The organism is Micromonospora sp. C28ISP2-4 (genome assembly GCF_030519385.1).
Lineage (GTDB): Bacteria > Actinomycetota > Actinomycetes > Mycobacteriales > Micromonosporaceae > Micromonospora > Micromonospora tulbaghiae.
Genome location: NZ_JAUMKG010000002.1, coordinates 338045 through 361134 on the forward strand (window position 1 = coordinate 338045; position 23090 = coordinate 361134).

At 73.3% G+C, this 23090-nt stretch carries 25 protein-coding genes; 9 read left to right on the forward strand and 16 right to left on the reverse strand.

Annotated elements, in window-relative coordinates; genetic code table 11:
- The first annotated feature begins 30 nt into the window (after positions 1 to 30).
- Positions 31 to 996 (forward strand): chlorophyllase, encoded by a 966-nt coding sequence (locus tag Q3W68_RS10280; RefSeq protein ID WP_302905233.1) that lies wholly within the window; start codon positions 31 to 33, stop codon positions 994 to 996.
- Positions 997 to 1086: 90 nt separating this feature from the next.
- Here Q3W68_RS10280 and Q3W68_RS10285 read toward each other — a convergent pair whose 3' ends face one another.
- The 3 genes from Q3W68_RS10285 to Q3W68_RS10295 form a co-directional block, all read right to left on the reverse strand.
- The gene (locus Q3W68_RS10285) at positions 1087 to 2049 is read right to left on the reverse strand and encodes a zinc-binding dehydrogenase (protein WP_302905234.1); all 963 of its coding nucleotides are present in this window, start codon (positions 2047 to 2049) and stop codon (positions 1087 to 1089) included.
- A gap of 76 nt (positions 2050 to 2125) precedes the next feature.
- Positions 2126 to 3301, reverse strand: a complete 1176-nt coding sequence (locus Q3W68_RS10290; protein WP_269704219.1) for an NADP-dependent malic enzyme — start codon at positions 3299 to 3301, stop codon at positions 2126 to 2128.
- A 157-nt stretch (positions 3302 to 3458) separates the two neighbouring features.
- On the reverse strand, positions 3459 to 3797 hold the full coding sequence (locus tag Q3W68_RS10295; RefSeq protein ID WP_302905235.1) for a S26 family signal peptidase: 339 nt from the start codon (positions 3795 to 3797) through the stop codon (positions 3459 to 3461).
- Positions 3798 to 3875: 78 nt separating this feature from the next.
- Between Q3W68_RS10295 and sodN the strand changes: the two genes are divergently transcribed.
- Genes sodN through Q3W68_RS10310 form a run of 3 tightly spaced genes read left to right on the forward strand, consistent with a single transcriptional unit; the run spans position 3876 to position 5241 of the window.
- Complete coding sequence (gene sodN / locus Q3W68_RS10300; RefSeq protein WP_302905236.1) at positions 3876 to 4280, forward strand: superoxide dismutase, Ni; 405 nt, start codon at positions 3876 to 3878, stop codon at positions 4278 to 4280.
- The gene (locus Q3W68_RS10305) at positions 4277 to 4801 is read left to right on the forward strand and encodes a GNAT family N-acetyltransferase (protein WP_302905237.1); all 525 of its coding nucleotides are present in this window, start codon (positions 4277 to 4279) and stop codon (positions 4799 to 4801) included. Before sodN ends, Q3W68_RS10305 begins: the two co-directional genes overlap by 4 nt.
- Before the next feature lie 32 nt (positions 4802 to 4833).
- Positions 4834 to 5241, forward strand: a complete 408-nt coding sequence (locus Q3W68_RS10310; protein ID WP_047894358.1) for an ATP-binding protein — start codon at positions 4834 to 4836, stop codon at positions 5239 to 5241.
- A gap of 145 nt (positions 5242 to 5386) precedes the next feature.
- Here the strand turns inward: Q3W68_RS10310 and Q3W68_RS10315 are convergent, their stop codons facing one another.
- Positions 5387 to 5788, reverse strand: coding sequence for a hypothetical protein (locus Q3W68_RS10315; protein WP_302905238.1), 402 nt, complete (start codon positions 5786 to 5788; stop codon positions 5387 to 5389).
- 43 nt (positions 5789 to 5831) lie between these two features.
- On the opposite strand from Q3W68_RS10315, the gene Q3W68_RS10320 reads away from it, so the two are divergent.
- Both Q3W68_RS10320 and Q3W68_RS10325 read left to right on the forward strand, forming a co-directional pair.
- Positions 5832 to 6782: a diacylglycerol kinase family protein gene (locus Q3W68_RS10320; RefSeq protein WP_302905239.1), complete on the forward strand. Its 951-nt coding sequence runs from the start codon at positions 5832 to 5834 to the stop codon at positions 6780 to 6782.
- A gap of 446 nt (positions 6783 to 7228) precedes the next feature.
- Positions 7229 to 7486, forward strand: a complete 258-nt coding sequence (locus tag Q3W68_RS10325) for a WhiB family transcriptional regulator (RefSeq protein WP_013288358.1) — start codon at positions 7229 to 7231, stop codon at positions 7484 to 7486.
- A 63-nt stretch (positions 7487 to 7549) separates the two neighbouring features.
- On the opposite strand, the gene Q3W68_RS10330 is transcribed toward Q3W68_RS10325, so the two are convergent.
- Genes Q3W68_RS10330 through Q3W68_RS10345 form a run of 4 tightly spaced genes read right to left on the reverse strand, consistent with a single transcriptional unit; the run spans position 7550 to position 10891 of the window.
- Positions 7550 to 8299: a sirohydrochlorin chelatase gene (locus Q3W68_RS10330; RefSeq protein WP_302905240.1), complete on the reverse strand. Its 750-nt coding sequence runs from the start codon at positions 8297 to 8299 to the stop codon at positions 7550 to 7552.
- Complete coding sequence (locus Q3W68_RS10335; protein WP_302905241.1) at positions 8281 to 9030, reverse strand: phosphoadenylyl-sulfate reductase; 750 nt, start codon at positions 9028 to 9030, stop codon at positions 8281 to 8283. Before Q3W68_RS10335 ends, Q3W68_RS10330 begins: the two co-directional genes overlap by 19 nt.
- Entirely contained in the window at positions 9027 to 9185 is a 159-nt protein-coding gene (locus Q3W68_RS10340; protein WP_139128717.1) for an IS1 family transposase, read from the reverse strand. Before Q3W68_RS10340 ends, Q3W68_RS10335 begins: the two co-directional genes overlap by 4 nt.
- Positions 9182 to 10891, reverse strand: coding sequence for a nitrite/sulfite reductase (locus Q3W68_RS10345; RefSeq protein ID WP_302905242.1), 1710 nt, complete (start codon positions 10889 to 10891; stop codon positions 9182 to 9184). Before Q3W68_RS10345 ends, Q3W68_RS10340 begins: the two co-directional genes overlap by 4 nt.
- Before the next feature lie 472 nt (positions 10892 to 11363).
- Here Q3W68_RS10345 and Q3W68_RS10350 point away from each other — a divergent pair, with 472 nt between their 5' ends.
- Positions 11364 to 13235, forward strand: a complete 1872-nt coding sequence (locus tag Q3W68_RS10350; protein ID WP_302905243.1) for a glycosyltransferase family 39 protein — start codon at positions 11364 to 11366, stop codon at positions 13233 to 13235.
- On the opposite strand, the gene Q3W68_RS10355 is transcribed toward Q3W68_RS10350, so the two are convergent.
- The gene (locus Q3W68_RS10355) at positions 13210 to 14811 is read right to left on the reverse strand and encodes a PAS domain-containing sensor histidine kinase (protein ID WP_302905244.1); all 1602 of its coding nucleotides are present in this window, start codon (positions 14809 to 14811) and stop codon (positions 13210 to 13212) included. The two genes, Q3W68_RS10350 and Q3W68_RS10355, sit on opposite strands and share 26 nt — an antisense overlap.
- Before the next feature lie 25 nt (positions 14812 to 14836).
- Complete coding sequence (locus Q3W68_RS10360; protein ID WP_302905681.1) at positions 14837 to 15865, reverse strand: SIS domain-containing protein; 1029 nt, start codon at positions 15863 to 15865, stop codon at positions 14837 to 14839.
- A gap of 184 nt (positions 15866 to 16049) precedes the next feature.
- On the opposite strand from Q3W68_RS10360, the gene Q3W68_RS10365 reads away from it, so the two are divergent.
- Positions 16050 to 17651: a tetratricopeptide repeat protein gene (locus tag Q3W68_RS10365; protein ID WP_302905245.1), complete on the forward strand. Its 1602-nt coding sequence runs from the start codon at positions 16050 to 16052 to the stop codon at positions 17649 to 17651.
- Between the two features lie 67 nt (positions 17652 to 17718).
- Here the strand turns inward: Q3W68_RS10365 and Q3W68_RS10370 are convergent, their stop codons facing one another.
- Complete coding sequence (locus tag Q3W68_RS10370; RefSeq protein WP_302905246.1) at positions 17719 to 19311, reverse strand: MDR family MFS transporter; 1593 nt, start codon at positions 19309 to 19311, stop codon at positions 17719 to 17721.
- A gap of 119 nt (positions 19312 to 19430) precedes the next feature.
- On the opposite strand from Q3W68_RS10370, the gene Q3W68_RS10375 reads away from it, so the two are divergent.
- Positions 19431 to 20006: a TetR/AcrR family transcriptional regulator gene (locus tag Q3W68_RS10375; RefSeq protein ID WP_302905247.1), complete on the forward strand. Its 576-nt coding sequence runs from the start codon at positions 19431 to 19433 to the stop codon at positions 20004 to 20006.
- Between the two features lie 13 nt (positions 20007 to 20019).
- Here Q3W68_RS10375 and Q3W68_RS10380 read toward each other — a convergent pair whose 3' ends face one another.
- From Q3W68_RS10380 to Q3W68_RS10400, 5 genes are all read right to left on the reverse strand, one after another.
- Positions 20020 to 20532, reverse strand: coding sequence for a GNAT family N-acetyltransferase (locus Q3W68_RS10380; protein WP_302905248.1), 513 nt, complete (start codon positions 20530 to 20532; stop codon positions 20020 to 20022).
- Positions 20529 to 20744, reverse strand: a complete 216-nt coding sequence (locus Q3W68_RS10385; protein WP_013288370.1) for a biotin/lipoyl-binding carrier protein — start codon at positions 20742 to 20744, stop codon at positions 20529 to 20531. The genes Q3W68_RS10380 and Q3W68_RS10385 overlap by 4 nt, the downstream gene beginning before the upstream one ends.
- 383 nt (positions 20745 to 21127) lie before the next feature.
- Positions 21128 to 21415, reverse strand: a complete 288-nt coding sequence (gene rsrA, locus Q3W68_RS10390) for a mycothiol system anti-sigma-R factor (RefSeq protein ID WP_013288372.1) — start codon at positions 21413 to 21415, stop codon at positions 21128 to 21130.
- 2 nt (positions 21416 to 21417) lie between these two features.
- Positions 21418 to 22227, reverse strand: coding sequence for a sigma-70 family RNA polymerase sigma factor (locus Q3W68_RS10395; RefSeq protein ID WP_120573278.1), 810 nt, complete (start codon positions 22225 to 22227; stop codon positions 21418 to 21420).
- Positions 22228 to 22456: 229 nt separating this feature from the next.
- Entirely contained in the window at positions 22457 to 23068 is a 612-nt protein-coding gene (locus Q3W68_RS10400; RefSeq protein WP_302905249.1) for an alpha/beta family hydrolase, read from the reverse strand.
- Positions 23069 to 23090 lie beyond the last annotated feature (22 nt).

The following is a 23090-nucleotide window of genomic DNA, read 5'->3' on the forward strand; positions in this document are numbered from 1 at the left end:
TGGCCCCGATCGCGAGGCACAATCGAGTTCATGCGCCGTCGTCCCGTCGCCCTGCTCACCGCCGCCGTGCTCGGCGCCGCCCTCACCGGCTGCTCGGAGCAGCCCGCCGCCCCGGCCGGGCGGCCCGCCCCCGACGTCCCACCGACCAGCACCCCGCCGACTCCGCGCGTACCGGCGGGCAAGGCCCCCACGGAGAGCTTCGCGGTCGGCGTACGCCAGGTGAAGCTGAACCGCGACGGCGACCGGCCGTTGCCGGTGACGCTCTGGTACCCGACGGCGGGCGCGGCCGGCGGCGCGGCCGAACGTTCCGCCCCGGCGGCGGACGGGCGGTTCCCGGTGGTGCTGTTCAGCCACGGGCTGAGCGCACGGCCGGAGGACTACCAGGCGCTGCTGACCCGCTGGGCGGCGGCCGGTTTCGTGGTCGCCGCGCCGCGCTTCCCGCACACCTCCCGGGGCACCGACGGCAACCCGCTGGACGTGCTCAACCAGCCGGCCGACGTGTCGTACGTGCTGACGCAGGTGCTCGCGCTGGGCGAGAAGGCGGGCGATCCGCTGCGCGACCGGCTGGACCCGGAACGGGTGGCCGCCACCGGGCACAGCGCCGGTGGCGTGACCACTATCGGGTTGTTCACCGCCGGCCGGGACGAGCGGCTGGACGCGGGCATCGTCTTCGCCGGCACCGCGCTCGGTGTGGGCACCGCGTTCGCCGGCGCCGCCGCGCCGCAGCTGTTCGTGCACGGCGAGGCCGACGAGGTGGTGTCGTACGCCGCCGGCAAGGCCGTGTACGACGCGGTGCCGTGGCCCAAGGCGATGCTCAGCCTGCCGAAGGGCGACCACGGGCGGGCGCTGCTCGGCGACGGGAAGGCGCTGGGCGTGGTCGCCGACACCACTGTCGAGTTCCTCCGCTGGACGCTCTACGGCGACCCGGCGGCGAAGAAGCGCCTCCCCACCGACGCGTCCCGGGGCGGCCTGGCCACCCTCGACGACCGGCTGTAAGGAAGGGCCCCTTCTTAACGTCTCCGGTAGAGAAGGGGCCCCTTCTTAACGCCCGCCACAAGCGCCACGCGGGCCACGCGCGGCGTCCGATCAGGCGGTGTGGTCGACGACCACCTTGCCGAAGACCTCACCGGAGTGCAGCCGGGCGAACGCCTCGGAGATCTCGCTGAACGGCACCACCCGGTCGACCACCGGGCGCACCTCGTGCTGGGCGCAGAACGCGAGCAGCTCGGTCAGCTCGTCCGGGGTGCCCATCGAGGTGCCGAGGATCTCCAACTGCATGGCGAAGACCCGGCGCAGGTTGATCTTGGGCTCGTGCCCGGCGGTGGCGCCGGAGACCACGATCCGGGCCGTCGGGGCGGCCGACTTGAGCGAATGGTCGAACGTGGCCGCGCCGACCGTCTCGATCACCACGTCGACCCGCTCCGGCAGCCGCGCGCCGGGCTCCAGCGCGGTCGCGCCCAGCTCGGTGATCCGCTCCCGCTTGGCCGCGTCGCGGCTGGTCGCGTACACCCGCTTGCCGAGCGCGACGCCGAGCGCGACCGCCGCGGTGGCCACACCACCGCCGGCGCCCTGGACCAGCACCGACTCGCCGTCGGCGACCCGGCCCTTGGTGGTCAGCATCCGCCAGGCGGTGAGCCAGGCCGTGGGCAGGCACGCCGCGTCGGTCGCCGACAGGCCGTCGGGCAGCGGCAGCAGGTTCATCCGGGGTACGGCGACAAGCTCGGCGAACGTGCCCTGGTAGTGCTCGGAGAGGATGGAGACCCCGCGCGGGTCACCAGGGGTGGGCACGACCGGGTAGATGACCACCTCGTTGCCGTCCGGGTCGGTGCCGACCGCGTCGCAGCCCAGGATCATCGGGAGCTGGTCGGCGGTCAGGCCCACGCCGCGCAGCGACCAGAGGTCGTGGTGGTTGAGCGAGCTGGCCCGCACCCGCACGGTGACCCAGTCGTCCTGCGGATGAGTCGGCTCGGGACGGTCGCCCACGGCGAGCGCGGCGAGCGGGTTGTCGGCGTCGAAGGCCGAGGCATAGGCAGCACGCATGATCGGCACGGTAACAAGCTGAGCAGCCGTTAAGAAGGGGCCCTTCCTCTACCGGAGGCGTTAAGAAGGGCCCCTTCCTTACATCTCAGCGGCGGGCGACCCCGTCGCGGCGGGCGGCTTCGGCGACCGCCTCGGCCACCGCCGGTGCGACTCGCGGGTCCAGCGGCGACGGCACGATCGCGTCGGCGGTCAGCGACTCGGCCACCACGCCGGCGATGGCGTCGGCGGCGGCCACCTTCATCGAGTCGGTGATCCGGGTGGCCCCGGCGTCCAGCGCGCCCCGGAACACACCGGGGAACGCGAGCACGTTGTTGATCTGGTTCGGGTAGTCGCTGCGCCCGGTGGCGACCACCGCCACGTGCCGGGCGGCCACCTCGGGGTGCACCTCCGGGGTGGGGTTCGCGAGCGCGAACACGATGCCGCCGGGGGCCATGCCGGCCACCGCCGCCTCCGGGATCTGGCCGCCGGAGACGCCCACGAGCACGTCCGCGTCGCGCAACGCCTCGGTGATGTCGCCCTGCCGGCCCTCGGCGTTGGTCATCTCGGCCAGCTCGGCCTTGGTGCCGGTCAGCTCGCGGTGCCGGCCGATGATGCCGCGCGAGTCGCACACCACCACCCGGTCCGGGTCGACCCCGCCGGCGATCAGCATCTTGGTGACCGCCACGCCGGCCGCGCCCGCACCGCTGACCGCGACCCGCAGGTCACCGAGCTTGCGGTTGAGCAGCGTCGCGGCGTTGCGCAGCGCGGCGAGCACCACGATCGCGGTGCCGTGCTGGTCGTCGTGGAAGACCGGGATGTCCAGCGCCTCGTCGAGCCGGCGCTCCACCTCGAAGCAGCGCGGGGCGCTGATGTCCTCCAGGTTGATCCCGCCGAACGAGGGCGCGAGCGCCTTGACCGTCGCGACGATCTCGTCCACGTCCTGGGTGTCCAGGCAGACCGGCACCGCGTCCACGCCGGCGAACTGCTTGAACAGCACCGCCTTGCCCTCCATCACGGGCAGCGCGGCGCGCGGGCCGATGTTGCCGAGACCGAGTACGGCGGAACCGTCGGTGACCACGGCGACGGTGTGCGACACCCAGGTGTAGGTGTCGGCCAGCGCGGGGTCGGCGGCGATCGCCTCGCACACCCGGGCCACACCCGGGGTGTACGCGAGGGAGAGGTCCTCGCGGCTGGTCAGCGGCACTGTGGAGGCGACTGCCATCTTGCCGCCGACGTGCAGGCGGAAGACGGGATCGGCGGGGTCCGGGGTGGACGAAGACATGGTGACTCCAGGATCTGTCGAGCAGACGGACCGGCCGGCGTGGTCAGCGGTGGTCAGCGACCGGCGGCGCGGCGGTGCGGGGGTCACCCGGGCACTTTTCGAGCATAGTCACGCTTCGGCACCCAGTATGTGAGCGGGGTCATATCCGCTCCGGTCGTTACCTGCTCCCGACCCGTCCCGGACGCGGCCACCAGCGGGCCACCACCCGGCCCCGGACGTCGGCCACCCCGTACGCCCGGGAGTCGTCGGCGACGAACTCGTTGTCACCGCGCAACCACCATCCGCCGTCGCGGGGCTCCACCGCCCGCTTGACGACGAGCAGGTCGGGACGGCTGCGGAAGACCGCGACCACCACGTCCCCGGGGCGTACCGGCCGGCCGCCGGTGCGGACCAGCACCGCGTCGCCGTGACGCAGCGTCGGGGACATGGACGGGCCGGTCACCAGCACGGGCACCAGCGGGCCGCGCAGCGCCGGAGGTTCGCCGGTGCTCCGCACGTCACCTCCCAGCCCCTGAGGGCGTCTCCAGGAGTAATGTCGTCTTGGATCATCGCAAACAACCCATGGAGGACCCTGATGCGCCTTCCCCGCATCCTCACGCCCCGGGTGACGGCCAGCGCTCACTGCGACCTGCCCTGCGGCGTATACGACCCGGCCCAGGCCCGGATCGAGGCCGAGTCGGTCAAAATGATCTGCGAGAAGTACCAGGCCAACACCGACCCGGAGTTCCGCACCCGCGCGATCCTGATCAAGGAGCAGCGGGCCGACCTGGTCAAGCACCACCTGTGGGTGCTCTGGACCGACTACTTCAAGGCGCCGCACTTCGAGAAGTACCCGCACCTGCACCAGCTGTTCAACGAGGCCACCAAGCTGGCCGGCGCGGCCGGCGCCAAGGGCGGCACCGACCCGGCCAAGGCCGACGAGCTGCTGGCGAAGATCGACGAGATCGCGAAGATCTTCTGGGAGACCAAGCAGGCGTGACGTCGCCCGACGGCACTCCGACGATCCGGCCGGTACGTCCCGAGGACGTACCGGCCGTCGTCGCCATGGTGCACGAACTCGCCGAGTACGAGCGTGCGCCCGAGCAGTGCCACCTCACCACCGACCAGCTCGACGCGGCCCTGTTCGGCCCGTCCCCGGCGCTGTACGGCCACGTCGCGGTCGACGCGTCGGACCGGCCGGTCGGCTTCGCGCTCTGGTTCCTCAACTTCTCCACCTGGGCCGGCGTCCACGGCATCTACCTGGAGGACCTCTACGTCCGCCCGGACGCCCGGGGCACCGGCGCGGGCCGGATGCTGCTCGCCACGCTCGCCGCGATCTGCGTGGAGCGCGGCTACCAGCGGCTGGAGTGGTGGATGATCAACTGGAACCCGGCGGCCCGCTTCTACGCCGCGATCGGCGCCACACCGATGGACGAGTGGACCCCGTACCGCCTGGCCGGGCCGGCGTTGCGCGAGCTCGCCGCGCACGCGGCGGCCGTGCCCACGCGGCCCGCCCCCTGACCGGGTAGAGTCCCGCACCGGGGGGAGGAGCCGTGACTCAACTGACCGGGCACCCGACGACCGACGACGATGTCGTCCACCTCACCGTGCCCGCCGACGGTGGTTACCTCGGCGTGCTCCGCACCGCCACGGCCGGCCTCGCGGCCCGGCTCCAGTTCGCCCTCGACGAGATCGAGGACCTGCGCATCGCCGTCGACGAGGCGTGCGCCATGCTGCTCGCCATCGCCACCCGCGACGCCGAGCTGGAGTGCCGCTTCGCGGTCACCGAGGACGCGCTCACCGTCGAGGTGACGGTGCCGACGGTCCGGGGCGCCACGCTCCCGTCCGAGTCGTCGTTCGCGTGGAAGGTGCTCACCGCGCTGACCACCGGGGCGAACGCCCACGCGTCCGGCGGCCGCGCCACCATCTCGCTGCTGACCCGCCGCGCCGGCGGATTCTGACCGGTCTTCGCGGCCACCGGCCCGGCGGTGTCCGTGCCGGGTCGCGGTCAGCAGGCCGGCGTCCGTGCCGGGTCGCGCTCAGCAGGCCGGCGTCCGCGTCGGGTCGCGCTCAGCGGGCCGGCGCTGTCCGGGCCGGGCCGACCGCTCAGCGGGCCGGCTCGCCGAAGCCCAGCGCGCGGTTGGTCGGACCGCTCACCAGCAGCCCGACCATGCCGATCCCGAGCGCCATCAGCGGCACCCCGAGCCAGCCCATGCCGCCCTGGAGCATGAACCAGCCGACCGGCAGCAGCATGAGCTGGAGCACGATGGCCGGCGCGCGGGCCCCGGCTCGGCGGCGGGACAGCGCGCCGGCGAGCGCCCAGAGCGCCACCGCGCCGGCGACGGCGAAGGCGGTCACCCACAGTGCCGAGATCAGATCGGTCGTGTCGGCGGTGAGGTCGGACCAGATGAGCCACACCGCGATCAGCCCCAGCGCCACCGCCTGGGCACGTAGCAGGAGCACCGCGGCGCGCAGCGTGCCGGGGAGCGGGTCGGAGTCGATCGTCACGGGCGCCACGATACCGGTGGGTAGTCGCGGTACAGTGCCGCCCATGCGGGCCGTCCTGGTGGTCAATCCGAAGGCCACCACCACCAGCGAGCGCAGCCGGGACGTGCTGGTCCGGGCGTTGCGCAGTGAAGTCGACCTGTCGGTGCGGTACACCCGCCGACGGGGCCACGCCATGGATCTGGCCCGGGAGGCCGCCCAGGAGGGCGTCGACCTGGTCGTCACGCTCGGCGGTGACGGCACCGTCAACGAGGTGGTGAACGGCCTGATGGCGGCGGAGCCGCCGACGTTCCGCACCGGACAGACCTCGGCCGAGCGGCTGCCCGCGCTGGCCACCGTGCCGGGCGGTTCGACGAACGTCTTCGCCCGCGCGCTCGGGCTGCCCAGGGAGTGGCCGGACGGCACCAGCATGATCCTGGAAGGGTTGCGGCTGGGCCGGTCCCGCACGATCGGGCTGGGCCGGGCCGACGACCGCTACTTCACGTTCTGCGCCGGCTTCGGGCTGGACGCGGCCGTCATCCGCCGGGTGGAGCAGGCCCGTAAGAAGGGGCGCGTCTCCACCCCGGCGCTCTACTTCCGATCCACCGCGAGTCAGTACTTCGTCGGCTCGGACCGCCGCCACCCGTCGATCACGCTGGAGCGCCCGGGTGAGGCGCCCGCGACGGAACTGGCCACCGCGATCATCCAGAACACCGCGCCGTGGACGTACCTGGGCGACCGGGAGATCAACCCGAACCCGGAGGCGTCGTTCGACCTCGGGCTCGACGTACTCGCGTTGGGACGGCTGAGAGTGGCCAGCACGGCCCGTACGGCGGTGCAGTTCTTCTCCAAGCAGCCGGATCCGCACGGCAAGCACGTGCTGCGGCTGCACGACGTGGCGGAGTTCACCCTGGTCTCGGACCGGCCGTTGCCGTTCCAGCTGGACGGGGACTATCTCGGCGAGCGGGAGAAAGTCCGATTCACGTCCGTTCCGGCCGCACTGAGAGTAATCTGCTAGGTCTCGGGTATCCCAGTCGGTTGACGCGGACCCCCGCCGCGCGGGCGCGGTGGCCGCCACGCCGAGGAAGGGTGCCGGAAATGTCAGCAACGTCACGCAGACCGTACTACATTGATTATCGACTGTGGCACGCCGGGTAACCAGGGCTCTGGCAAACCCGGACAAATGGGTGGTGAGCCCGCTCACTGTTCGGAGTTTTTCCGAGCGCCACCCTTGACATCGCCGTAGTTCGTGAAAGTATTCACAAGCGAACTCGTGTTGCCGGGACATTGCCTGGATATGCTCGTTCGGTTGAGCTGTTCCAGCAGGTCCGGGCACCCCACAGCCTGCTCACGCTGCGCCGAATTGATGGATGCTGACCGTCACCATTCGGCAATGCGGACGCATATAGAAATAGCAACGAAGCGTTATCTGGCCACCCACTAAGAATGAGGAGTGTTGCCGCCATGGACTGGCGCCACGATTCGGTCTGCCGCGACGAGGACCCCGAGCTGTTCTTCCCGATCGGGACGTCCGGCCCGGCCCTCCTGCAGGTGGAGCAGGCGAAGGCCGTCTGCCGGCGCTGCCCCGTGACCGACCAGTGCCTGCAGTGGGCGCTGGAGTCCGGTCAGGACGCCGGCGTCTGGGGTGGGATGAGCGAGGAGGAGCGTCGCGCGGTGAAGCGCCGCGGCGGCCTCCGGGTGCTGCGCGCTCACTCCGCCTGACCCGTACACGCTGACCGCCCCGGCCGGGATTCCGGCCGGGGCGTTCTGCTGTCCCGGACCGGGTCAGCCCGCCACCGCCTCCACCCGCCGCCGGACCAGGTCCGCCAGCTCCGGCAGGTCGGTCAGGGGATCCGCCACGGCCACCGCGCCGGCCGACCGGGCCGACGCGCGTACCCCGTCGTGGAACCGGCCCGGGGCCAGGAAGTAGGCGGCCACCGCGACCCGGCGGGCGCCCGCCGCGCGCAGTCGCGTCACCGCGCCGCCCACCTCCGGGGGCGCCGCCGAGGCGTACGAGACGCGGCAGGGCACGCCCAGCCCGGCGCCGAACGCCGCGGCGACCCGCCCCACCGAGGCGCGCGCCGCCGGATCCCGGGTACCCGCCGCCGCCAGCACCACCGCGTCCAGCCCGCCCGGCCCGTCGCCGGTCGCCTCCGCCAGGCGGCGGCGCAGCCCGTCCAGCAGCCCCCCGTCCACCCCGCCGCCGGTCGGACCCAGCACGTCGGTCACCCGTACCTCGATGTCCGCGCCGGCCGCCGCGACCGCCGCCGGGATGTCCACCTTCCGGTGGTACGCGGCGGTCAGCAGCAGCGGCACCAGGACCGCCCGACAGTGACCGGCGGCGGCCAGCCCGCGCAGCACCTCGGCCGGCCCGGGATCGGTGTGGTCGAGCCAGCTCGGCAGCACCGGACGACCGGGGCACGTGTCCGCCACGGCCCGGGCCAGCGCCCGGGTCGCCTCCGCCGCGCGCGGGTCACGGCTGCCGTGGGCCACCAGCACCACCGGCGGCCCGGCGCTCAGGTGTGCAGGCCGCACTCGGTCTTCTCGAACATCGCCCAGCGGCCGGACCGCGGGTCCTCCCCCGCCTTCGTCCGCCGGGTGCACGGCCAGCAGCCGATCGAGCCGTAGCCGCGGGCGAACAACTCGTTCACCGGAATGTCGTACCGGGCCACGTAGGCGTCCACCTCCCGCTGCGTCCACGCCGCGATCGGGTTCACCTTGACCTTGCCGCGCCGTGCGTCGAAGCCCACAACCGGCGTGTTGGCCCGGGTCGGCGACTCGTCCCGGCGCAGCCCGGCGGCCCAGGCGTCGTACCCGGACAGCGCCCGCTCCAGCGGCTCCACCTTGCGCAGCTGGCAGCAGTCGTCCGGGGACCTGTTGAACAGGCGCGGACCGTACTGGCCGTCCTGCTGACCCACTGTCATCCGGGGCCGGATCGAACGCACCCGCACCGGCATCCGGCGGGCCACCTCGTCGCGGACCTTCAGCGTCTCCGGGAAGTGCAGGCCGGTGTCCAGGAACACCACGTCGACGCCGGGCGCGACCCGGGAGACCAGGTGCGCCACCACCCCGTCCGCCATCGAACTGGTCACGCAGAACCGCTCGCCGAACGTCTCCGCCGCCCACCGCGCGATCTCCAGCGCGGGCGCGTCCGCCAGTTCCCGGCCCGCCTCCTCGGCCAGCGCGCGCAGTTCCTCCGGGTCGCGGCGGGCCGGCGCGGCCGGGCCGATCAGCCCGAGGCCGGCGGCCGAGACGAGGCCGGTCACCGGTTCACCGCCCGGCTCAGCAGGCCGGTGAACTTCACCGAGAAGACCCGCGCGCAGGCGTGGCACTCCCAGGCGCCGTGCCCGGCCTCGTGCGGCCGCAGGTCCTCCTCCCCGCAGTACGGGCAGTAGAGAGGCGCAGATCGGGCATCGCTCATCGCAACTCCTCCTCGTCGACTCTGATCACCCAGTTGGCGAACGTCTCACCCTCGGTCCGGCCGGCCAGGTAGCGGCGGGCCAGTCGTTCCACGTACTCCGGAAGGTCTTCGGCGGTGGTCTTCAGACCGCGCAGCTTGCGGCCGAAGCCGGCGGTCTGCCCCTGCGCCATGCCGAGGCCGCCGCCGAGGTGCACCTGGAAGCCCTCGACCTGCCGGCCGTCCGGGCCGACCACGAGCTGGCCCTTGAGCCCGATGTCGGCGACCTGGGTGCGGGCGCAGGCGTTCGGGCAGCCGTTGAGATGGATGGAGATGTCCGCGTCGAAGTCGCGCAGCCGCTCCTCCAGGCGCGCGACCAGTTCCTCGCCGCGCCGCTTGGTCTCCACGATCGCCAGCTTGCAGAACTCGATGCCGGTGCAGGCCATCGTGCCGCGCCGCCACGCCGACGGCCGGGCCTCCAGGCCGATCCCGCGCAGCGCCGTGACCAGCTCCTCGGTCCGCTCCGGCGCCACGTCCAGCACGAGCAGCTTCTGGTACGGGGTGAGCCGCACCCGGTCGCTGCCGTGCGCCTCGACCACGTCGGCGAGCTGCGCCAGCTGGGTGCCGGAGACCCGGCCCACCACCGGGGCCGCGCCGACGTAGTTCGCGCCGTCGCGCTGCGGGTGCACGCCGATGTGGTCCACCGGCTTCGCCGGCAGGTCCGCGGCCGGACCGTCGAGCAGCGTCCGGCCCAGGTACTCCTTCTCCAGCACCTCGCGGAAGCGCTCCACGCCCCAGTCGGCGACCAGGAACTTCAGCCGGGCCCGGTTGCGCAGCCGCCGGTAGCCGTAGTCGCGGAAGATGCCGACCACACCGGCCCACACGTCCGGCACCTCGTTCAGCGGCACCCAGACGCCGAGCCGCTTGGCGAGCATCGGGTTGGTGGAGAGCCCGCCGCCGACCCACACGTCGAACCCGGGCCCGTGCTCCGGGTGCTCCACGCCGAGGAACGCTATGTCGTTCGCCTCGTACGGCGTGTCGACCAGCCAGGAGATCGAGGTCTTGAACTTGCGGGGCAGGTTGGAGTACGCCTTGTCGCCGACGTACCGGCGGACGATCTCGTCGATCGCCGGGGTCGGGTCGAGCACCTCGTCCCGGGCCACCCCGGCCACCGGGCTGCCCAGCACGATCCGGGGGCAGTCGCCGCACGCCTCGGTGGTCTGGAGGCCGACCGCCTCCAGCCGGCGCCAGATCTCCGGCATGTCCTCGACCCTGATCCAGTGGTACTGGATGTTCTGCCGGTCGGTGATGTCGGCGGTGTCCCGGGCGAACTCCCGGGAGATGTCCGCGATCACCCGGAGCTGGGCCAGGTTGAGCTGGCCGCCGTCCACCCGGACCCGGAGCATGAAGAACTCGTCCTCCAGCTCGTGCGGCTCCAGCACGGCGGTCCGCCCGCCGTCGATGCCGGCCTTGCGCTGGGTGTAGAGGCCCCACCAGCGGAACCGGCCGCGCAGGTCCTGCGGGTCGATGGAGGCGAAACCGCGGTGGGCGTAGATGTTCTCGATCCGGTCCCGCACGTTCAGCGGGTCGTCGTCCTTCTTGATCCGCTCGTTGGGGTTGAGCGGCTCGCGGTGTCCGAGCGCCCACTGCCCCTCGCCGCGTGGCCGGCGGGGCGCACGGGCGGCAGGCGCCGGGGTGTCGGGACGGGCCGGGGTGCTGCTGACCGCCATCGCGGCGTCCTCCATGGGTCTGCTGCGGTGCCTGGAGCGCGGACGCGGCGGCCGGCCCTGGAGAGGGCCGTGGACGGCGATGTCGGTGACGGCCGGCGCGAGTACGCGCCCGAGACGGAAAGGTCGGGCGTCGTCAGTGGGCCGGACAGATCGCGCTGCGCACGCGGCCGTAATCGACGTGGCGACGAGCCACGAAGCGGCGGACGACAGCGGCGGTCATGTGCCTCATGCTGCCACACCCCGCCCCGCCCGACCACAGCTCCGCCCTGTGATCCCACATCACGGGCCCACCCCCCACATCGACCCCCGTCCACCCCCACCCACCCGCTCCGTTGATCATGAAGTTGGCGGGGACAAAAAGGACGGTGAATGCCGCCAACTTCATGATCGACGGGGTCGGGGACGAGGGCCGGGTGGGTGGGTTTCGGTGGAGCGGGCGGGTGGACGGCAACCGGCGTGTGAGGCTGCCAGGGTGAGGAGGTCCGCGCCCGCGTCCGGCCGTGCCCGTTCGGGCCCGGCGGTGTGGGTGGTCCCCGGACTGCTCACGCTCGTGGTGACGCTGGCCGGCATCGGGCACGCCCAGCCGTGGCGGGACGAGCTGGCCACCTGGAGCGCCGCCACTCGCCCGGTGCCGGACCTGGTCCGGATGACAGGCACGATCGACGGCGCGACCGGGCCGTACTACCTGCTCATGCACGGCTGGACCGCGCTGGCCGGCACGTCGCCGGCGGCGCTGCGGCTGCCGTCCGCGCTCGCCATGGCCGTGGCGGCCGCGCTCACCGCCCGCCTCGGCGCGGTGCTGGTCGGCCGCCGCGCCGGACTGCTGGCCGGGCTGCTGTTCGCGGTCCTGCCGGTCACCTCGCGGTACGGCCAGGAGGCCCGCCCGTACGCCCTCGCGACGCTGCTCGCCGTGCTGGCCACGCTGCTGCTGGTCGAGGCGCTGCGCCGGCCGGGACGGTGGCGCTGGGCCGGGTACGCCGCAGCGGTCGCCGCGCTCGGTCTGCTCCACCTGCTCGCGCTCACGCTGCTCGCCGCGCACGCCGTAGTTGTGCTGCTGACCGCCGCACATGGCCCTGCGGGGGTCGTCGATCGGCCCGGCCAGTCCCGAGCCCAGATGCCCGACGCGCGCCGGCCACGCCGCAGACACCTGTGGCGTTCCACCCAGCCACGAGATCGAGCGCGAGTGGAACACCACGGGTGTCACGGCGCCCCGCAGACACCCACGGCGTTCCACTCAGCCACGAGATCGAACGCCGGTGGAGCGCCACGGGTGTCACCGCATCTCGGGAGCAGGGAGCACGGCACGGACGCGCCGGAAGCGGAACCGCAGGACGTGACCGGCGAGGCTCGGGAGGCGTGGGCGCCGGGCCGACGGGCGCTGGCCGGGTGGCTGCTGGCGCTGGTGCCGGCCGTCGTCCTCGTTACCCCACTGGCGCTCGTGGCCCGGGGACAGCGTGGACGGCAACTCGACTGGGTGGACCCGGCGCGTCTGCCGGACCTGGCGGCGTTACCGGGCGCGCTGGCGCAGAGCGGCGTCGTCGGCGGGTTCGTGCTCGCGCTCGCGGCGCTCGGCACGGCCCGGCTGGGGCGCCGGGCGCTGCTGCCCGCCGCCGCCGTGCTGCTGCCGGTGCTGCTGGTGTTCGCCGCCGGCACGGTGGTGCCGCTCTGGGTGACCCGCTACCTGGTCTTCACCGTGCCGTTCGCCTGCGTACTGGCCGGCGCCGCGCTGGCTGCCGCGCGGGTCATTCCCGCACCGGCCCGAACGCCGGCAACAGCAACGCCCGCTGAACCAGCGCGCACGGCGACACCCGCCGCAGCCGGCCGCACTGCCGCGCCCGTGGAAGCAGAGCAAGGGCCGACCTCGTCGCGCGGACGGATCGCGGCCGGACTCGCGGTGGTGGTCCTGGCCGGGCTGCTCGGGCTGCCCGATCAGGCGGCGCTGCGCCGCACCCACGAGTGGCCGCGCAGCGCACCCGTCGACTACGCGGGCGCGGCCGGGATCGTCCGTGCCGAGCAGCGACCCGGCGACGCGATCGTCTACTCGCCCCGGGACAGCTGGCTCTTCCCGGATCTCGGCATGGCGTACCACCTGGGGTCGAGGCTGCCGCGCGACGTGCTCGTGGTGCGCGACCAGCGTCAGGACGGGAGCCTCTGGGCCGTGGAGTGCGACGACCCGGCGCGGTGCCTGGCCGGGGCGGACCGGGTCTGGCTGGTGGTCACCGGCCGTCGCGCGGACCCGCTGGCGGCGGTGCCGGGCTCGAAGGGCGACGCGCTGCGGGCGGGCTACACGGTGCGGCAGGTGTGGCCGCGGCCGGGGATCACGGTGGCCCTGCTCGTCCGGTGAGGCGGTCGGTGGTGCCGCGGGCCAGCGGTACGACGATGGCCGCCTCGGTGCCGCCGTCGGCGCCGTTGCGCAGCTCGATGGTGCCGCGCAGCTCGCCGGTGACGAGCGCCCGGACGATCTGGAGGCCCAGGTTTCCGCCGCGTTCGGCGTCGAACTGTTCGGGCAGCCCCCGGCCGTTGTCGGTGACCGTGACGTGCAGTTGCTTGCGGGCCCGGTGCGCGGAGACCACCACCTCGGGCCGCGGCGCGGAGACCACCACCTCGGGCCGCGGCGCGGCGACCACCGCCTCGGGCGGGGGCACGGCGGCCTCCTCGTCGGCCGGCGGGAAGCCGTGTTCCACGGCGTTGAGCAGCAGCTCGTTGAGCACCATCACCAGCGAGGTGGCGATCTCGGCGGGCAGTACGCCGAAGGTGCCGCGGCGGCGCATGCCCACGCTCACCTCGGTGGCGGCGACCTCGGTGGCGGCGCTTGCGACCCGGTCCACGATGCCGTCGAACTCGACCGCCTCGTCGCTGGACATGGAGAGCGTCTCGTGGACGAGAGCGATGGAGGCGACCCGGCGTACCGATTCTTCGAGCGCCACCCGCGCCTCGGGCATGGCGACGCGGCGGGCCTGGAGGCGTAGCAGCGCGGCGACGGTCTGGAGGTTGTTCTTCACCCGGTGGTGGATCTCCCGGATGGTGGCGTCCTTGGTGATCAGGGCGCGGTCGCGGCGGCGTACCTCGGTGATGTCGCGGACCAGCACCAGCGCGCCGATCGGCACTCCGGCGGGCATCAGCGGCAGCGCCCGGGTGAGCATGGTGGCGCCGCGGGCGTCGATCTCCCGGCGGGGTGGCGCCTCGCCGCGCAGCGCGGCGAGCACGGCGTTGCCCGCGTCGGTGCCTTCGAGGGGGTCGCCGGCGAGCCGGCGGTGCAGCTTGGCCAGGTCCTCCCCGACGAGGTGGGAGGCGTAGCCGAGGCGGCGGTACGCGGACTGCGCGTTCGGGCTGGCGTAGGTGACCTTGCCGTTGGCGTCGAGCCGGACCAGGCCGTCGCCGACCCGTGGGGCCGAGGTGGTCTCGCCCGGGTGCCGGGGCGGCGGGAACGTGCCGTCGGCGATCATCTGGGCGAGGTCGTCGGCGGTGGTCAGGTAGTTCAGTTCGAGCTGGCTCGGGGTGCGCGCGGTGGACAGGTTGGTGTCCCGGCCCACCACGGCGATCACCTCGCCGGCTTCACCGTCGCCGGTGCGCAGCCGGACCGGGATCGCCTCGTGGCGGGCCGGGACGTCGCCGTACCAGACCGGGTCGCCCTCGCGCCAGATCCGTCCCTGCCGGTGGGCCACCTCCAGGTGGGCCACCTCGGCCCCGCCGACGATGCGCCCCACCTGGTCGTCCAGGTAGGCGGTCGGTGCGGTGGTGGGACGGACCTGGGCCACGCAGAGGAACGTGCCGTCACCGTCCACCGGCACCCAGAGCAGCAGGTCGGCGAAGGACAGGTCGGACAGCAGCTGCCAGTCGCCGGCGATCCGGTGCAGGTGGTCGATGTCGGCCGGTCGGAGCGCGGTGTGCTCCTCGGCGAGGTCACGGAGGGTGGACACGCCACACAGCGTGCCACGCCGGGCCTCACATCGTCGCCGTGACCTTCTTCAAGCCGCGCGGCGCGTCCGGGTCCTCGCCCCGGGCCAGGGCCAGGGACAGCGCGAGCCGTTGCAGCGGCAGGATGTCGAGCAGCGGCGCGTACCGCTCGTCGACCTCGGGCACCGCCATCCGGGTCTCGCCGACCTCGGCGGAGCCGACCACCACCACGTCGGCGCGGCGCTCGCCGAGGCGGGGCAGCACCTCGCGCATGGACGTGCCGCCGGGGCCGGAGCCGACCACGGCGAGCACCGGGACGTCCGGGTCGGTCATGGCGAGCGGGCCGTGCAGCAGGTCGGCGCCGGAGAAGGCGAGCGCCGGGAGGTACGAGGTCTCCATCAGCTTCAGCGCCGCCTCCCGGGCGGTCGGGTACGCGTAGCCCCGGCCGGTGGTGACGAGCTGGGCGGCGAACCGGTAGCGCGGGGCGAGCCGGGCCGGGGTGTCGTCGGCGAGCGTCTGGGCGGCCAGCTCGGGCAGGCGGCTCAGGGCGGCGCGCTCGTCGGCGGGCAGCACGCCGTCGCCGGCGCGTACGCCCTCGATGAGCATGAGCAGCGCGAGCAGCTCGGCGGTGTAGGTCTTGGTGGCGGCGACCGCGCGCTCGTGGCCGGCGGCGATGTCGACGCTCAGCTCGGCGGTCTCCACCAGCGGCGAGCCGGGGTTGTTGGTGACGGCGAGGGTGAGCGCGCCGGAGGCGCGGGCGACCCGCAGCACCTCGGCGAGGTCGGGCGAGCCGCCGCTCTGGCTGACGCCGACGACGAGCGCGTCGGAGAGGTCGGGCCGGGCGCCGAAGACGGTGATCGCGCTGGGTGAGGCCAGCCCGGCGGGCAGCCCGAGGCGGATCTCGGTCAGGTAGGCCGCGTACAGCGCGGCGTGGTCGGAGGTGCCCCGGGCGGTGAAGACCACGTGCCGGGGGCGACGTTCGGCGACGACGGCCGCCATCTCGGCGATGGCCGCCGCGTGCTCGGTGGAGAGCAGACGCTCGTATCCGGCCGGCTGCTCGTCGATGTCGGCGGCCATACCGGCCCCTGGACGCGTCACTCCAGAACCTCCTTCTGCGCGTTTCCCGCGCGTTCGATGCTCAGTCTTGCACGTTTCAGCAGCGACGATCAACGCAACGAGCAGGAGTGCGCAGTGGATCACTAATCGACGGAAGATCCCCTAGGCTTGCCCGGCTGACCGACCCGACCGGCGAGAGGACGACGTGCCCGAGGACGACGCCGCGCTCTCCGCGGAGGAGGAACTCGCGCTGGCCCGGCTGGCACTGGGCGAGGGCGACCTGCGGCACGCCGCCGACCACGTGGCCGCCGCGCTGGTCCGCTCCCCTACGCTGCCCGAGGCGCACGAGACGCTCGCCCGGCTGAACGCGGCGAGCGGCGGCGACCTGGACCTCTTCCCGCTCGGTCAGCAGGCGTTCGTCGGCGCCGTGGTGGCCCGCGCGCACCTGCTCGCCGCCGCCGGCCGCCCCGCCGAAGGGCTCGACCTGCTCGCCGCCGCCACCGGCTACGCGCCCGCCGCGCCCTGGGCCGCCGTACCCTGGGTGACCGCCGCCGACCTGCCGGAACGCCTCGATCCCGAGCGCACCGCCCGGATCCTCATGCAGGTCTGCGCGGCGGCGCCGGACCCGGCGCCGCGCCGGCTGCGCGAGCCGCTCGCGCCGTACCTCACGCTGGCCCGCAACGCGATCACCGTCCATCCGGACCATCCGCTGCTGCTGGGCGCGGCGTCCGCGCTGGCCCGGCGCCTCGGCGAGGTCGCCCTCGCCGTCACCTGGGCCACCCGGGGGGTACGCGCAGAGCCCACCAAACTCGGCGAGGTGTGGCTCGGGTACGCGTACCGCAGCGCCGGCCGGACCGGCGAGGCGCTCGCCGCACTGGAACGCGCTGTCGCGCTCGATCCCGACGACCTCGCGGTCTACGCGGACATCGCCGGCACGCTGGCCGACCACGGCCGGCTCGACGCGGCGCTGGGCTGGGTCGACCGGGCGCTGGCGAAGGATCCGAGCTTCGACTGTGCCGTGCACACCGCGCACCGGCTGCGCTACCTGCGCGACGGGAACGTGGACCACCTGGTGGCGCTGGCCGACTTCGTCCGCGACCACCCGGACGACACGCACGAGCACGGCGACCTCGCCGAGTGCTGCCGGGGCCGCCCCTGGCTCGGGCAGGTGACCCCGGCTGGCGACGACGTCCCGGCCCCCGACGGTCCCGCCCCCTCGACCGAGGCGGTACGACGGCTCCAGCAGCTCGCGCACCCGGCCTGGGCGCATCCCCCGGCCGCGTACGACGCCGCGGTCGGGCTGGCCACACTGGACCTCGCCGACCTGCTCGCCCTGCTGGCACACCCGCCGGAGGCGCCGGCGACGGCGCTGGGCCGGGTGCTCGGCGGGCAGGATCCGGCGCTGTGGACGCGCTGCGCGCAGGTCTGGGCCTGTCTCGGCCTGCTGCACCACCGCACCGACGAGCCGTGGGAGCGGTCGACCCGGCGACGGGTGCTGGGGGAACTGGCCGCCGGCGATCTCGGCCCGGCCGCCGAGGCGGCACTGTTCGCCCTGGTCACCGCCGCCTGGGTGCACCCGGACACCCGCGCCGACGTGGCCGCGCTGGTGGCCGGGAGGATCGCCGAGGTGGCGGCCGGTCCCGCGCGGCGTAGCCCGATCGCGGTGTCGCTGGCGTACCTGGCGCGGGCCACCCCGGCGCTCGACGCGGCGACAAGCGCCACCGCCGGCCGGCTGATCGCCGGCGCCGAGGGCGGCCCGCTGCGGCGTCTCCGGCGACGCCTCACCGCCCTGTTCCGGCGCGGCTGACCGCGCAGCGGCAGACGCGGCGCGGCCCCGCGTACCCCATCGGGGCTGGCGGGGCCGCGACTGTGCGTCAGGCGACGGGGGCCTTGCCGAGTGCGGCCTCGGCCTCGTCCTCCGGCGTGGCGCCGGCCGGCGGTACGTCGTTCGTCGCGCGCAGCGGCACCTCCTTGATGAACCAGGCGAGCACCGGTACGGCAACCGTGAAGACGACGGCCCAGAAGAAGACGTGCGAGATGGCGTCGGAGAGCCCGCCGAGCACCGCCTCGCGCATTCCGCCGGTGAGCTTCTTGAGGGCTTCCAGGTTCATCGCACCGCCCTCGCCGCCGCCCGAGCCCGCGAACGCGGGACCGGCCGCCGAGTCGGCGAGACGGTTGGCGAAGATCGCCCCGAAGAGGGAGACGCCGAACGAGCCGCCGATGGACCGGAAGAAGGTGGCCGCGCCGCTGGCCGCGCCGAGATCCTTCTGTTCCACGCTGTTCTGCGCGATCAGCATCGAGGTCTGCATGAGGAAGCCCATACCGACGCCGAGCACGATCATGTAGAGCGAGGACTGCGTCTTGCTGGTGTCCACGTCCAGCAGGCTGAGCAGGCCCATCCCGGCGGCCATCACGACACCGCCGACGATCGGGAAGACGCGGTAGCGGCCGGTCCTGGTGATGGTCCGGCCCACCACGAGCGACACCACGAGCATGCCGAACATCAGCGGGAGCAGCAGCAGCCCGCTGTTGGTGGCCGACGCCCCCTGGACGGTCTGCTGGTAGAGCGGCAGGAAGTTCATCGCGCCGAACATGGCGAAGCCGAGCAGGAAACCGATCACCGAGATCAGCGCGAAGTTGCGGTTGGCGAACAGGCTCAGCGGCAGGATCGGCTCCGGCACGCGCCGTTCGACCAGCGCGAACGCGCCGAGCGCGAGCGCCGCCAGCACGGCGAGGCCGAGGATCTGCGGCGAGACCCAGTCGTACTCGTTGCCGCCCCACGTGGTCACCAGCACGATCGCGGTGATGCCGACGGACAGCAGCGCCGCGCCCAGCCAGTCGATCTTGTGCTCGGTGCGGTACTTCGGCAGGTGCATGGTGGTGGCGAGGACCAGCAGCGCCGCGCCGCCCAGCGGCAGGTTGACGTAGAACGCCCAGCGCCAGGAGAGGTGGTCGGTGATGAACCCGCCGACGAGCGGGCCGGCGACCATGGCGATGGCCATGATGCCGGCGATCATGCCCTGGTAGCGGCCCCGCTCACGCGGCGGGACCAGGTCACCGATGATCGCCATGACGCCGACCATCAGGCCACCCGCGCCGAGGCCCTGGACGGCACGGAACGCGATCAGCTCGATCATGCCGGTGTCGGTGCCGCCGAAGACGCCGGAGCCGGACATGCCGCAGAGCGCGGACCCGACCAGGAACACGACCACAGCGGTGAGGAAGACCGTCTTGCGGCCGTAGAGGTCGCCGAGCTTGCCCCAGATCGGTGTCGACACGGTCGTGCCGAGCACGTACGCGGTGACCACCCAGGTGAAGTGGTCGGCGCCGCCGAACTCGAAGACGATCCGCGGCAGCGCGGTGCTGACGATCATGTTGTCGAGCATCGCGAGCATCATCGCGATCATCAGACCGAACAGGACGACCCGGACATTGGGTCTGGTGGTCACCTGGGCTGGTTGACTCATCGGTAGGCTCCCCCGCAGATCGGATGATCGACTTACTTGCCGCCCGGCTAGTTTGCTTACTAGCCGGACGGTAAGCTGATGGCGGGCGCACGTCAAGCGGATTGGAAGGATGTCGGCCGGTGAGGGAGACCACAGGTGGCACGCGGGAGCGGATCCAGGCCGTCGCCTTGGAACTCTTCACCGAGCAGGGCTACGAGAAGACGTCCCTGCGGGAGATCGCCGAGCGGCTGGGCGTGACCAAGGCGGCGCTCTACTACCACTTCAAGAGCAAGGACGAGATCGTCACCAGCCTGGTCGACGACCGGCTGCGCCGGATGGACGAGCTGATCGCCTGGGCCGCCGACCAGCCGCCCACGCTGGCGACCCGGCGCACCCTGATCAGCCGGTACGCCGACAGCATGTTCGCCGGCGACCTGCCCCAGGTGATGCGCTTCTTCGAGCAGAACCAGACGGTGCTCAAGAGCCTGGTGGCCGGCCAGCAGATGCGGGACCGGATGATGCGGCTGGCCCACGAGCTGTGCCGGGGCGACGACTCACCCGCCGCCCAGCTCCGCGCCGCGCTCACCCTGTTCGCGGTGCACAGCAGCTGGTTCGCGGTGCGCGCGCCGGGCATCACCGACGACGAACGCAAGCGGATCGCGCTCCAGGTGGCCGACGAGCTGCTCGCCAAGATCGGCGAGGCCGGCCAGGGCTGAGCCGCGGCCGGACTCAGCCCGCCGCGGTCAGGTCCAGCCGCAGGCCGCGCAGGTCGATCCCGGGCAGCGGCGTCCAGTCCTTCTCCGGGTACCTGACGAAACCGAGCCGCTCGTAGAGGCGGTGTGCGCTCGCCGCCATGCCGGCGCGCACGCAGATCACCACAGCCGTGCAGCCCAGCTCCGTCGCGCGCGCCACGCACGCCGTCGCGAGCGCGGCGCCGGCGCCCCGGCCCTGGGCGGCCGGATCCACAGCGAGCATCCGGAACTCGGCCTCGCCCGGACCGGCGAGTTCGGCGTACGGGGTGCCGGGCAGCACGAACGTCACCGCGCCGAGCACCTGGCCGGTGGCGTCGTCCACAGCCACCAGCACCTCGCCGGTCTCGGCGCGGGTGGCCACGTCGGCGAGCACCGGCGCGTACCCGCTCTCGTCCTTGAGCTGGCCGTCCGCCTCGTACGCGGCGACGGTCAGCCGGGCCACGGCCGGGAAGTCCGCCGGCTCGGCGCGGCGTACCCGCAGGCCGGTCAACCGATCTCCGCGATCAGGTCGCCGTCCTGCACCACGTCACCCTCGTTGACCGCCAGCTTCTGCACCACGCCGTCGGACTCGGCGACCACCGGGATCTCCATCTTCATCGACTCCAGGATGACGAGGGTGTCGCCCTCGGACACCGTGTCACCGGCCGACACGACGACCTTCCAGACGTTCGCCACCATCTCGGCGCGGATCTCCTCGGCCATCTCCGGCCCTCCCTCTCCCCGACAATCCTGCGAACGGTATCCAATCATGACGCCGGTCACGCCCGGCCGCGCACCACCGCCACGCGATCCGCCCCGCCGCGCCCCGGCGGGCGGTAGCGGCACTAGCATCGTGCGGGTCGGCCACCGGCGAGCCGGGGAGCCACACCGCGACCTCCGCCGCGCCCAGCCGCGGACGGAAACCGTGACCAAGCACAAGGAGGCAGAGCATGGCGAAGAAGGCCCGCAAGAAGAAGGCCCGTAAGAAGAGCGCCGCCAACCACGGCAAGCGCCCCAACTCCTGATCATCCGATCAGCCCGGCGCAGGCGCCGGACAGCGAAACGGCCCGGGTCCGTCATCGGACCCGGGCCGTTTCGTCGCTTTGTCAGTCGGCCAGTTCGCGGGACTCGGTGCTCTCGAAGACCACCAGCTCGGTCAGCCGCAGGCGCAGCCGCTCACGCAGCTTCTCCGGGGCCGCCTCGTTGCCGCAGCACCGGGCCACGAGCGCCTTGACCTCCTGCTCGATGCCGTACTCGCGCAGGCACGGCCCGCACTCGTCCAGGTGGTGCCGGATCAGCACCCGGCGCTCCTCGGCGCACTCCAGGTCGAGGTAGAGGTAGACCTCGGCGAGCACCTCGCGGCAGTCCGTCTCGTGCGGTTGTCCACAGCTCACGGTCACACCTCCCGGCCGGCGGCGGCGGTCGAACCCTTCTTCGACGAGGCGGCGCTGAAACCCCGCTCCGCCGCGTACTGCTCCAGCAGCTTCCGCAGATTACGTCGGCCACGGTGCAGACGGGACATCACGGTGCCGATCGGCGTGCCCATGATGTCGGCGACCTCCTTGTAGGAGAAGCCCTCGACGTCGGTCAGGTAGACGGCCAGGCGGAACTCCTCCGGCAGCTGCTGGAGGGCCTCCTTGACGTCGCTGTCCGGCAGCCGGTCGAGCGCCTCCGTCTCGGCCGAGCGCAGGCCGCTTGACGTGTGCGACTCGGCCTCGGCGAGCTGCCAGTCGGTGATCTCCTCGGTCGGCGCCTGGATGGGCTGGCGCTGCCGCTTGCGGTAGGTGTTGATGTAGGTGTTGGTCAGGATCCGGTAGAGCCAGGCCTTCAGGTTCGTGCCCTGCTCGAACTGGTGGAAGGCGGCGTACGCCTTCAGGTACGTCTCCTGAACCAGGTCCTCCGCGTCGGCCGGGTTGCGGGTCATCCGCAGTCCGGCGGCGTAGAGCTGGTCGACGAAGGGCATCGCGTCCCGCTCGAAGCGGGCCCTGCGCTCGTCCGTCTTCTCGGTGGTCAACCGCACATCCCCTCGCGTCGGATGCTTTCCCGCCGAGGATACGCGTACCCACTTACCGGCAGATTCACTTCCGGAGTGTGTGCCGGTGCTCACGACCGACGCCGCCGCGGGCCACTCCGGCGCGTCGAGCAGTCGCCGGAGCTGGCGCTCGTCCCGTTCGTCCCGTTCCCGGCTCCGTGTCTCGATCGGCACCGGTGACCCCCCTCGCGCTGGCTCTGTCGTCGTCCAAAGGGAGGTAACGCGAGTTGTGGGGTGCGGCATTCCTCCGGCCCCACCCGATCCTGGTCCCGGCCTCGGCCGCGACCGACGCTGGGACCAGGAAGGGCCTGGGAGGGTGGCCCCGGCGCGCCCGAACCGGGCGGCCGGCACCAACCGGTGCAACGACCCGCCGCGGCGGACGGTCACGGCGCGCGCCGTCCGGTCAGGACGACCACCCCTGTACGCGCAGCCAGTCCCGCACCACGGCGGCCGTGCCGGCCGGGTCGCCGCGCAGGTCGTGGCGCTCCCCCGGCCGGACCACCACCTCGATGCCGGGGCCGGGTTCGGGCACGCCGAACGGGTCCCGGTCGCCGTTCACGACGAGCGTGGGCAGCCCGGTGAGCAGTTCCCCGGCCCGGGAGCGCTCCGGTCGTCCCGGCGGGTGCAGCGGGAACGCCAGCGCCACCACTCCGGCCGCCCCGACGGCGGCGGCGGTACGGCAGGCCACCCGGGCGCCGCTGGACCGGCCCCCGACCACCCAGTGGCGCACCAGCGGGGCGCGTCGGCGCAACTCGGCCAGCACCGCCGTCCACGCCTCGTCGAGGTGCCCGGCGGGAGCGGGCGCGCGTCGCCCGGCGACCCGGTACGGCTGGGTCACCAGGGCCACCCCGGCCCCGGCGGCGAGCACCGTCTCACGTACGGCGGTCAGGTCGGGCGCGTCCACGTCACCGCCGGCGCCGTGACCGAGCACCAGCACCGTCGCGCCGCCGGCGGGTGGGTCGAACCGGAGCCGGGCGTGGCCCCGTGGTGTGTCGATGTCGTCGTCGTGCCGCACCGGCTCATTCTGCGCGGGCCGG

Bases quoted from the DNA above. Each gene is read 5' to 3' on its own strand.
- Q3W68_RS10280 (WP_302905233.1), top strand. From the start codon at position 31: ATGCGCCGTCGTCCCGTCGCCCTGCTCACCGCCGCCGTGCTCGGCGCC.
- Q3W68_RS10340 (WP_139128717.1), bottom strand. From the start codon at position 9,185: ATGAGCGATGCCCGATCTGCGCCTCTCTACTGCCCGTACTGCGGGGAG.
- sodN (WP_302905236.1), top strand. From the start codon at position 3,876: ATGCGCCTTCCCCGCATCCTCACGCCCCGGGTGACGGCCAGCGCTCAC.
- Q3W68_RS10290 (WP_269704219.1), bottom strand. From the start codon at position 3,301: ATGTCTTCGTCCACCCCGGACCCCGCCGATCCCGTCTTCCGCCTGCAC.
- Q3W68_RS10345 (WP_302905242.1), bottom strand. From the start codon at position 10,891: ATGGCGGTCAGCAGCACCCCGGCCCGTCCCGACACCCCGGCGCCTGCC.
- Q3W68_RS10325 (WP_013288358.1), top strand. From the start codon at position 7,229: ATGGACTGGCGCCACGATTCGGTCTGCCGCGACGAGGACCCCGAGCTG.
- Q3W68_RS10370 (WP_302905246.1), bottom strand. From the start codon at position 19,311: ATGAGTCAACCAGCCCAGGTGACCACCAGACCCAATGTCCGGGTCGTC.
- Q3W68_RS10360 (WP_302905681.1), bottom strand. From the start codon at position 15,865: ATGGCCGCCGACATCGACGAGCAGCCGGCCGGATACGAGCGTCTGCTC.
- Q3W68_RS10385 (WP_013288370.1), bottom strand. From the start codon at position 20,744: ATGGCCGAGGAGATCCGCGCCGAGATGGTGGCGAACGTCTGGAAGGTC.
- Q3W68_RS10320 (WP_302905239.1), top strand. From the start codon at position 5,832: ATGCGGGCCGTCCTGGTGGTCAATCCGAAGGCCACCACCACCAGCGAG.